At 40.7% G+C, this 10,681-nt stretch carries 6 protein-coding genes; 2 read left to right on the plus strand and 4 right to left on the minus strand.

What is annotated here, in order from left to right:
- Nucleotides 1-26 precede the first annotated feature (26 nt).
- Both ACYVAA_RS10080 and ACYVAA_RS10085 read right to left on the minus strand, forming a co-directional pair.
- Nucleotides 27-1,925, minus strand: a complete 1,899-nt coding sequence (locus ACYVAA_RS10080; protein WP_460541142.1) for a RagB/SusD family nutrient uptake outer membrane protein — start codon at nt 1,923-1,925, stop codon at nt 27-29.
- 13 nt (nt 1,926-1,938) lie between these two features.
- A complete protein-coding gene (locus tag ACYVAA_RS10085; RefSeq protein WP_460541144.1) occupies nt 1,939-5,190 on the minus strand; it encodes a SusC/RagA family TonB-linked outer membrane protein in 3,252 nt (1,083 codons plus the stop codon).
- Between the two features lie 1,155 nt (nt 5,191-6,345).
- On the opposite strand from ACYVAA_RS10085, the gene ACYVAA_RS10090 reads away from it, so the two are divergent.
- Nucleotides 6,346-7,365: a LacI family DNA-binding transcriptional regulator gene (locus ACYVAA_RS10090; RefSeq protein ID WP_460541146.1), complete on the plus strand. Its 1,020-nt coding sequence runs from the start codon at nt 6,346-6,348 to the stop codon at nt 7,363-7,365.
- A 151-nt stretch (nt 7,366-7,516) separates the two neighbouring features.
- A complete protein-coding gene (locus tag ACYVAA_RS10095) occupies nt 7,517-8,527 on the plus strand; it encodes a Gfo/Idh/MocA family protein (RefSeq protein ID WP_460541148.1) in 1,011 nt (336 codons plus the stop codon).
- On the opposite strand, the gene ACYVAA_RS10100 is transcribed toward ACYVAA_RS10095, so the two are convergent.
- Together ACYVAA_RS10100 and ACYVAA_RS10105 are read right to left on the minus strand one after the other, a co-directional pair.
- Nucleotides 8,507-9,694: a M20 metallopeptidase family protein gene (locus ACYVAA_RS10100; protein WP_460541150.1), complete on the minus strand. Its 1,188-nt coding sequence runs from the start codon at nt 9,692-9,694 to the stop codon at nt 8,507-8,509. The genes ACYVAA_RS10095 and ACYVAA_RS10100 overlap by 21 nt on opposite strands.
- Nucleotides 9,691-10,681: dihydrodipicolinate synthase family protein (locus ACYVAA_RS10105; RefSeq protein ID WP_460541152.1), on the minus strand; the 991-nt coding region annotated here is incomplete at its 5' end. The genes ACYVAA_RS10105 and ACYVAA_RS10100, both read right to left, overlap by 4 nt.

Consider the following 10,681-nt stretch of genomic DNA (forward strand, 5'->3'; position numbering starts at 1 on the left):
TTTATAAAGGGACAAAAAAACTGATACTACCATCCCGGATTTTGATTGAATTCAGGATAAAGGCTCACATCAGCTAGCTTGAGCGGCAACCAATAATGTTTGGAAGTAAAATTTCGCTCAATGATCACTTCCTCCCTCATGTTCACAATGCGGTTTTGGGTAGGGTCATCGGTATTGAATTCCCCTGACCTATCAAACTCAAATGAAGTTTTGGTGGTATAAGGCTCCTCGATAAGTAGCATCCATCTGCGAAGATCATTAAATCGATGTCTTTCAAAAGCCAATTCCACCGCTCTTTCCCTTCTTAATTCCGTTAGAAAATCTCCAACTGATCCTAAAAACTTATCATGTATTCCAACCATACCAGCACGGTCACGAATTACATTTACTGCCTCTACAGGCGTTTTTCCAAAGGTCGAAGAAGTGGCAGCTGTACTGTTATACCCCATCAAGGTGGCCTCTGCATACATCAGGTAGATGTCAGCCAGCCTCATATAAGGCACATTGATATGTAGGGCAACTCCCCAATCATAGGCCCTATCATATTTATTGGCTGTCAGTGGAGAGAATTTACGTGAGGCATACCCTGATAGGCTCCCTGTCACCACTTCTCTATAACTACCTCCCGTATGGAGATTTGCATATCGATTAACTTGCTGATTAGGATCTGGAATAGCGCCTTGAACCACTTTTACACCATCATAAACAATCGCCTTGTAAAAACGTGGATCACGACCTTTCCATGGATAGTTAGGATCATACCCTGATTCAGCATCTGCTTGGGTAATATCATCCGGCAACGGCAGGCCATTGGACATCCCAAAATTATCATGAACATAATTGGCAGTAGGATAGAAATTTGTCGGATCACCTTCATCCATGAAGGTAGGTTTATACTGCTTTGAAATTCGCCAGTGGGTATCGTTGGCAGAGTAGTACACCGACCTGAATATAGCCTCAGTTCCACCGGGCAAGGCCCAGTTTTGACTTGTGGTATAAAAATTATCATGATACTTGTCAAAAGGTAACAAGGCGAATTGGGTTTCCCCGCTTTCTACAAGTTGTAATAGTTGGCCAAACGTATCTGCAGCCTTCTTACAATATTCCACATGATAAGTTTCGCTTCCTGTGGATACGGAATTCATCAAGGGGCTTCCTGCCCAAAGGTAATTTTTACCCAAATAGCCCAAGGCCATGATCTTGTTGATCCGTTGCTGGTTTTTGCCCAATGTCCTTCTTCCTGTCGTGGTATCATCCCAATCAATCGGCAGTAATTCAGCAGCTCTTTTCAGGTCCTCTGCCACCCTATCGGCGCATTCATGGTAACTTAAGCGTGGTAAGGTCAACTGCTCATCACTGGGCAAAACTTGATCAATATAAGGCAGGCCTCCAAAATACTGGATCAAAGAAAAATGGAACCAAGCCCTGAAAAACAACAACTGTCCCTCAATCAACTGCCGCTCTTCTTCAGTGGCATCTGTCATCAGGGAAAGGTTTTCCAATCCCATATTGGCTTTGCGGATACCATACCAGGCAAGTGGCCAAAGTCCTTTATTTTTATGATTCCTATCAGTATTAGCTGAGGAGGCATCCAACCACCCATTGTTTCCTGCACCATTTTCTACCTGCCAGGCCCAAAAATTACCTCGGTCTACGTTATAGGAAAAGGTAAAGGTCCCGGCTGTGGATTCAATTTCATCCTCTCCCCAGTTCCAGGAACTTACCCAATTGGACAAAGTGAAATTGGGTACACAATGGTACAACTCCTCCACATAGCCCTGAAAGTTGGTGAAATTTTGGAAGGCCTGCTCCTCTGAAATGATGGATTCCGGTGCTCTCTCCAGATAGTCTTCGCAAGAGGAAACGATCAAAAACATCGCTATCCAAATGGATCCCCTCAATAGTGATTTTATAACATTATTCATTGGATTGGCTCGTTTAGAATGTAACATTTAGACCCAAATTGATTCTTCTAACTGTAGGATAGGCGCCTTGATAAGAAGGACCTCCAAAATTGGACTCTCTGTCATCTGGCATATCCGTCCATAGCAAGAGGTTATTGCCATTTATGTATAGGCGCATGTTGTTCATCCCCAGATTCCTCACCCAATCCGACTGGAAATTATAGGCGATTTCCGCATTCTTTAGTCTCAGGTAGGAGCCATCATAGAGGTACCTTGGACCATTATTATAGCTGGAAGGTTGTGACCGCCATCGGGGCAATGGAGAATCTGCACCGGTATTTTCTTTGGACCAATAGCTTCCTTCATCATAAACTATATTCAGACCTCCTGCCAAGCTGGTCAATGAAACATCCCTGGTTACATTGTTTACTCCATAAAACTGTAGGTAAAGGCTCACCCCTTTCCATTCCACTCCTACATTAGTACTGTAAGTGTTTTGTGGTACTCCTGAATAACCATAAGGAGCAGAATCAAAGGCATCAACGATGCCATCTCCATTGAAATCAACGATATAGAAATTACCTGGAAGTTTGGCCATATCATTGGTATTGTGTCTAGGACTGCCATACAGCTCGTCCCAAGTGTTATAATAACCTGCACTGATATGGCTTCTGTATTGTCCAAGCTGGTAGCCTGCATTTTTCTGATAATCTGGACGCAATTCCGGATCATCTCTGTTAATCACTTGATCAATGGCATGGGTCATGGCAACATCTCCCCAGAGCCTGATCCCACTATCAAAGGAATGATTCAGGCCAATGGTAAATTCATAACCTTCTGTCTCTACCCTACCCAAGTTGGCTGCAGGGGCATTGGCTCCATAGTAGCTGGGTACTGAACGGCCGCTTGACATTAGGATATCCACTCTATTGTCGCGGAACCAGTCTACACTGCCATTGACCAGACCATTAAAAAAACCAAATTCAAGTCCTAGATTATATTTATAAACCGTTTCCCAATGCACATTTGGATTTCCTATGGCATTTTGCCTATACCAGGTATAAGGGCTGTCTTCACCAGATTGACCAATCACTCCCATTTGTGATGTGCCCCCATAAGCCCATTGATCCATAAATAAAAATCTTCCGCCGATATTATCATCACCTACTTCTCCATAAGAAGCCCTAAGTTTCAATCTGTCCACAAAGGATAGGTTTTTGATAAAATTCTCTTCGGAGATATTCCAACCCAATCCACCTGAGGAAAAGAAGGCAAAACGGTACTCCGGAGAAAACTTTTCGGAACCATTATAAGCACCGTTATATTCGATCATATATTTATTTTTATAGTCGTAGGTAGCCCTGAACACCCAATCTTCACGGTAACTAGGGATTACACTCCCAATGGCATCTTGCTGTCTGTTCATCAAGCCCATAACAGAGTAATTATGCTTATCAGCAATATTCCCGGCATAATTCAGCTGAAACTGATAAAACATTCTTCGCTGCGCTCCCTGAACGGTTCCTCCTTCATTTTGCCAGGTAACGGCCTCGACAAAATCAAATCGGGTATTACCATCCAAAAGATTCCTGTATTCAGGAACTCCTGTAAAAGGGTTAATCCATTTGGTAAATGGGCTGTTATAAAGGTCATTTATCCCCCTATCAACTTCCTGAAAAGAATTATCCACTGCCAAAGTACCTCTAAAATTCAATCCCTTTAAAACCATATCAAGGTCTTGTTCCAGCACAAAGTTGGTGGACAGACGTGTAGTCGTGATGTATTCGGCCCCACTGGCTGCCAGGTTTAACAAGGAATTTGTAACCGCATAATCGTCCGGGGTATAAGTTCCGTAAGCCCCATCCGAGTACCTGGGTAAAAAAACATCTGGTGGACTTTTATAAGCAGAATTCCAATAACTTTCTGGGAAATCATAGGCCCAGGGAGCTTGACGAACACCATAGGTACCGCCAAGATTTACCCCCAACTTAGTCGAGGAAGTCAGCTGAAAATCAAGGTTACTCCTAAAATTGATCCTATTATAGTTAAAACCAGCCTGATAGCCTCTTCCTGTATCAAATTTACGGAACAAATCGCCTTCATATTGGTAGTCTATACTGGCAAAATATTTGGTAAAATCAGTTCCCCCTCGAATCCCCACATTGGCATTATAAGCCATGGCCTGATCCTTGAAGACCACATCCTGCCAGTCCACATTCGGGTACCGCTCCATTTCTTCCAAATTGGCCGGAAAGCGGTACTTTAACCTCATATCTTGGGGTATCATCTCATCCCAACTATTTGGGCTCAAGGACAATTCACGTTCAATCGCCAGATTCCGTACACCAATAGCATCATATGAATCCAGCTTGCCCGGTAGTTTGGAAACAGATTTCATGGTCGTGCTTATATTGGCGGTAATCTCTGCTTTACCTGAACGGCCTCTTTTGGTGGTTACGATGATCACACCATTAGCACCTCTTGAACCAAAAACCGCAGTTGCAGATGCGTCTTTCAGTACGGAAATAGATTCTACGGAATTGATATCCATATTAGCAAAGAATTCAGGCCTCTCCACTCCATCCACCAAAATCAAAGGTGAATTTCCGTTCCAGCTATTTTGACCTCGAATCACGATTTGGGGCATTTCTTCGCCTGGTGTACCCACACTGGCAGTAGTGATCACCCCTGGTAAATTACCGGTTAGGGCCTGTCCCACATTGGAAACCCCTCCGGTACGTTTAAGCACTTCCCCATCGGTTTGGGTAACTGCTCCTACGATGGTTTCCTTTTTCTGTTCGGCATAGCCCACTACCACTACTTCATCCAGTGATTGAAGATCCTCTTCGAGAACAACATCTATGATGCTTTGAGCACCTACCTGTACTTTTTGTTCTTTAAAGCCAACAAAGCTGAACACCAAGGTCTCGCCTTCGTTTACGTCAATACTGTATTCCCCGTCAATGTTGGTGACAGTACCTTTTGTGGTACTTTCTATCCTTACAGTTACTCCTGGAATAGGTAGACCTTCTCCATCAACTACTCTTCCTTTAATTTCAATTACCTCAGTAATTATTGCTCCACCTCTATCTGACTTTAGCGGATGCTTAGGTTCATTGGTATTAGCATCCTTCAAATGAAGTCCTATTTCATTTCCAACAATAGTGGAATGGGCATTTCCTTTTGGGCCTATGGCCAGTGTTACTATAAATAGCCACTTCAATAAGAAGGTGCCCCCCACATATTTGGAAAACTTATCAGTTTGCCTGGGTATTTCTTTTTCCATATTGTTTCAAAGTTTTGTATGCATCAAAATTGAAAATTGCCTTTATCGATTTTGCTTGAGTAAAAAGACTTAAAGACGAAGTCAGTTTATGCTGCACCTATTTCAACTGCTGTTTTGGAATTGCTTTTTCATGGATTATGGAAATTTTGGGTTTGTTATGAAGATTAAATATGAAATGAACTGCCTCTATATTTATTCTTGTACAAGAGCTTTCGAAAAGGGTAAGGCACCTAAGACCTTAATGAATTTTTATGTATTTATTACACTTATTTAAGTGAATACAGGCTCCCTCCAAGCTTGTCGCTAAACATTATAAGCAGCCTGGGTTTCAGGATTTTTTATCCTTTAAATCAGGATAATCAACCAGTTTTAACAAAAATTCAAGGATGACTCTAGGTGAAATTTTCGTAACCCTTAGCTTATGGCGTTCCTGAGGAAAATAGATAAGACTGCTGGTGGACTATCGTTCACGGTATGAAATTTCAAAATATATTGAATTTCCTTTTGAAGAAATGACAGAAATAATTGTTGCCCTTTGGAAAAAGGACTTGCGGCGAAAAACTTTTTAATGATAGCTTTCATTCTGGGTTTATTTATGGTTTAACCATTTGATAAATCAACATTGAAAACCATAAATATTGAGGAATACGAGAAAAACCTATCCATTATCACTTCATTAGCAACAAGGAATTTTTCTTTACAACTACCATAAGGTAATTGTGACTCAAAAAAGATTTAGGAAAATAGGGTTATACCTAACTTTGCGTTCGTAAATATTTCTATTTTTTATCAATTGACCAAATATTTTACAGATTAATTAAAGCACCTCTATTTCAAAAATAGTTGAAATCATCATAATCCATATGATTTAGACATATCATATGGATATAAAGCTTCAAAACAATCTTCAAACCCTCTACAATCCGAATTGAAATAAGTACCGAAAAATCAACAATATTGCACGATATTTTTTTTTTATACGTCACCTTAATTAAAAATTTAACTTTTTGTATTCATACTATGCTCGATGATTAGCTAACCCAAATGAATAATAACGTGTAATGCCACTTATTGCTATATTTTATTATTAGCACTCTTACAGACACACCTATATTTTATTTATCTTGGTTTTACTTCTACTTACGAAAAAGTTTTATGCCAAAAAAAACTACAATTAAGGACATTGCCAAAATATTAAAAATTTCCTCCTCTACCGTATCTCGTGCACTTTGTGATTCTTATGATGTGAACCCAGAAACAAGGGAAAAAGTACTAAAGTTGGCGAAGAAGCTTAATTACAAACGTAATTTTGGTGCTGCAGGATTAGCAGGAGGAAAGACTCACAATATTGGAATAATTCTACCCCATATTACAGTCCACTATTTTTCAATGATCATTACAGGGATACAAGAAATAGCATTAGCTCAAGGGTATAAAATCATTTTATATGTTACCAACGATTCTCCCCAACTGGAAAAGGAAGTCCTATCTGATCTAAATGTACAGAACCTCGACGGTTTATTGGTCTGTGTGTGTACTGGTTCAGACGCTAGAAACGAGTTTGAACAAATTATGGAACAGGGCACCCCCATTGTTTTCTTTGGCCGAATTTTAGAAAACATACATGCCTCATCTGTCCAACAAGACAGTTACGATGGTGCATTTAAAGCCGTGGAATATCTAATCCAAAAAGGGTATAAAAAAATAGCTCATATAGGTGGACCTTCACACCATTTATTTACACAAAAGCGTCTCATGGGTTATACTGATGCACTCAGAAAACACGATATGGAAATAAATCCTGAATGGATTACCCAATCTGGTTTTTCTCAATCAAATGGGGAACAGGATATGGAAAAACTTTGGAACTCTAAGTCAAAGCCAGATGCCGTTTTTGCTGTCAGTGATAGAAAAGCTGTTGGAGCAATATTGGCCCTAAAGCGCTTAAATGTTCAGATTGGTAAAGACTTTGGAGTTATTGGTTTTACAAACGACCCCATGTCAACCATAATTTCACCTACATTGTCTACAATAGCTGAACCCGCCTTTGAAATCGGAAAGCAAAGTTGTGAATTACTTTTACGACATATTGCAAACAAGAATAGGTTTGAAGCCAGAGAAATCATATTAACTGGAGAATTGATAATAAGGGAATCCACTAATAGAGAAGCTTAGAACATACATTGCATAACTAATCCTAAACACAGTTTCCTTTATATCAACGGGAACGTTCCCGTTAATATAAATATCCATTACCTTGCTTACATAGGTACAAAATCATAATTTTTTACGTGGAAAAAACAATAAAACTGACCCAATCAAAGATATGAGCCGTAACCGTCGATATTTTTTAAAAAGTTTGGCTTCAACTGGACTAGGATTGTCCATAATATCCCCCACTGTGGATGGCTTAGCTATGCTACCGAAGGTTATTGATAAGGGAAAACGTGTTGGGATTATAGGCTTGGATACATCACACAGCTTGGCATTTACAAAAGCTTTCAACACACCAAATCCTGATTCAAGACTAAAGGGTTATCATGTGGTGGCGGCTTATCCCTTTGGGAGCAAAACAATTGAATCCTCAGCCAAGCGTATACCTGGATACATAAAAGAAATAAAAGAATATGGAGTAAAAATCGTCAATTCCATTGATTCATTATTGGATCAGGTAGATGTTGTACTCTTGGAAACAAATGACGGACGCCTTCATCTCGAGCAAGCACTACCTGTAATAAAAGCTGGAAAGAGCCTTTTTATCGATAAACCAATAACGGCATCACTGTCCGATGCAAAAACAATTTTCGAAGAAGCGGAAAAATGTGGGGTACCCGTGTTCTCTTCTTCTTCTCTTCGATACGTTAAAAATATTCCAGACATTATTTCGGGAAAAATTATTGGTAAAGTCACTGGAGCTGACACCTACAGTCCTGCTATTATCGAAGCTACACATCCCGATCTATTCTGGTATGGTATCCATGGTGTTGAAATGCTTTTCGCCCTCATGGGACCTGGGTGTACACAGGTATCACGCATTTCCACTGAAGACACCGATATTGTAATTGGTATATGGAACGATAAGCGTATAGGAACATTTCGTGGAACACGAACGGGAAAACATGCATTTGGAGGGATCGCTTTTGGAGAAAAAGGCCAAGTACCAGTATCTCCTTATGAAGGCTACCTACCGCTACTCTACAAAATAGCTGATTTTTTCGATAGCGGAATTCCTCCAGTTAAACCCCATGAAACCTTGGAAATTTTGGCTTTTATGGAGGCCGCAGATGAGAGTAAAAGGCTTGGAGGATTATCCGTTTCAATTCCCCAATTGACGTAAGGTAATATAGGCCATCAAACCTGTACTTAGTTGCATAACGCTTTCATCCACATCAAAAGTGGATGTATGTAGGTCCGAGGTAATTCCCTTGGACTCATTGCCTGTTCCCAGTCGGTAGAAACAGGCATTTGTTGCCTGGGAATAATATGCAAAATCCTCCGAGGCCAGCCAAAGGTCTAAATCTACCACCTTTTCTTTACCAAGAAATTCTTCTGCGTAAGTCCGTATTGCTGAAGTTAATTTAGGTTCATTCACCAGAAATGGATATCCCTCACGAATTTCAAAGCTACAAGAGCCTCCCATGCTACCGGCAATGCCCTCTGCCATTTTCTTCATTCTTCCAAGGGCCTCCTTGCGCCATTGTTCATCCAGGGTACGGAAAGTTCCTTCTAAATAAACTTCATCTGGTATTATATTGGTAGCTCCATCGGCTATAACTTTTCCAAATGACAATACACTGGGTATTGTCGGGTTTGCTATTCGGCTTACAACCTGCTGTAAAGCGGTTATGATTTGAGCGGTTATTACCACGGGATCTATATTGTGTTGGGGTTGAGCCCCATGACCTCCTTTTCCTTTTACCCTTACAAAAAGTTCATCATTTGAAGCCATATATTTTCCTGACCTAAAGCCAACATTTCCCTTGGGAAGTTGCGGCATAACATGTTGCCCAAGCACTGCATGGGGTTTGGGATTTTCCAAAACCCCTTCTTCAATCATAATTTTGGCTCCTCCCGGGGGGCGCTCTTCTCCTGGTTGGAATATGAGTTTTACTATCCCCCCAAATTCAGTTTTTAACGTTTGTAATATTTGCGCCACTCCTAATAAAGTAGCGGTATGTACATCATGCCCACAGGCATGCATTACACCTTTATTCAATGAACCATAGTCTCTTCCTTCAATCTCAGTAATTGGGAGGGCATCCATATCCGCACGAAGAGCAATAACTTTATCAGATGCTAATTCACCCTCTATTTTCGCCAAAACACCAGTCTTAGCGATGCTAGTACAAGAAATACCGAGCTTTTCAAGCTCGGCTTTCACATAGGCACATGTCTGAAATTCCTCAAATGACAATTCCGGATATCGGTGTAAATGTCTTCTCTTTGCTATTGTAGCATCGTTAATTTCAAGAGAAATTCTTTCTATTTTATCCTTTAATCTCATTTGTCATCAATTGAAACCAAATTACCTGACAAGAATAAACGAACAAATTCATCATCGTTCAATTCAGGGTAATCTTTATAAACACGATCAATTTCTTCCAATTGTCCAGGGGATAACTTTTCATTTGGATTCAAGCACCATATACCTTTAAGTAGTCCTTGCCTTCGCAATACCTCATGTATTCCGGGTATACAGCCATGAAATGCATTGGCCGGGTCAAATAAAGCCGCATTGACATCGGTAATCTTAATTCCTTTTGTCAACAAATCCGATGCTGACTGAGGATCAGGATTTTGCTTATACGCTCTTACTTCTTCTAAAAGTTCTACTGCCTTTCGTGTCCATACCGCCCAATGCCCGAGTAATCCACCACGAAATCCCACAATGACATCCTTCCCTGCGACCGGGAAAGAATAATCAGTAAGTAAATCTGCCACAATATTATCATCATTCCCTGTATACATGGCAATATCTTCCCTTCTTGAAGAATTAGCTACAGCTCGCATGACATCAAGTGTCTGGTAGCGGTTAAATGAAGCACATTTGATAGCCTCAACACCTTTTATTTGGACAAGTTTCTCCCAGAAGCCGTAAGAAAATATCCTTCCCCCAACAGAAGGTTGAAGGTAGAAACCAAAGACAGGAATAACCTTTGCTACCTCTTCAGTTCGTTTCAATATCTGGGATTCTGTATACCCCTTTAAGCCCCCCATGCTTAGAAGACCAATATCATAACCCAATCCTGTAGCAATTTCTGCTTCTGATACAGCCTGTTCTGTAGGTCCGCAGATACCCGCTACCTTAATAAAGGGCCTTTCCAGTGACGCTTTGTCAACCTCCTCTTTTGCCAAGGCTAATATTTTTTCAAATAGGCCAACTCCTGGATCCCTAATTTCAAATTGAGTGGAATGCACAGCTACAGCTACTCCTCCCTTAATGGAAGAACCGGGATGCTTTATCCCTTCATTTTGGGAGGTTTCGTACAGT

It is taken from the genome of Echinicola sediminis, assembly GCF_054777495.1.